Consider the following 434-nt stretch of genomic DNA (forward strand, 5'->3'; position numbering starts at 1 on the left):
AGGGCGCGGATGGCGGTGGGGGCGGTGTAGAACTGGTTCACCTTGTGCTTTTCGCAGACCTGCCAGAAGCGGCTGGCGTCGGGGTAGGTCGGCACGCCCTCGAACATCAGGGTGGTGGCGCCGTTGGCCAGGGGCCCGTAGACGATGTAGCTGTGGCCGGTGACCCAGCCCACATCGGCGGTGCACCAGTAGACGTCGCCATCGTGGTAATCGAAGGTGATCTCGTGCGTCATGGCGGCGTAAACCAGATAGCCGCCGGTGGTGTGCACGACGCCCTTGGGCTGGCCGGTGGAGCCGGATGTGTAGAGGATGAAGAGCGGATCCTCGGCGTTCATCTCGGCGGGCTCGCAGGTGTCGTCGACCTTCTCGGCCTCTTCGTGCAGCCAGAAATCCAGCCCGTCGCGCCAGGCGATCTGGTCGCCGGTGCGCTTGAC

At 65.7% G+C, this 434-nt stretch carries 1 protein-coding gene; it reads right to left on the reverse strand.

Annotated features, from left to right (window positions below; translation table 11 throughout):
* A partial coding sequence (locus tag XM53_RS22320; protein WP_144435664.1) for an AMP-binding protein occupies window positions 1-434 on the reverse strand: 434 nt, incomplete at both ends.

This window comes from Roseovarius atlanticus (assembly GCF_001441615.1).
GTDB classification, from domain to species: Bacteria; Pseudomonadota; Alphaproteobacteria; order Rhodobacterales; family Rhodobacteraceae; genus Roseovarius; species Roseovarius atlanticus.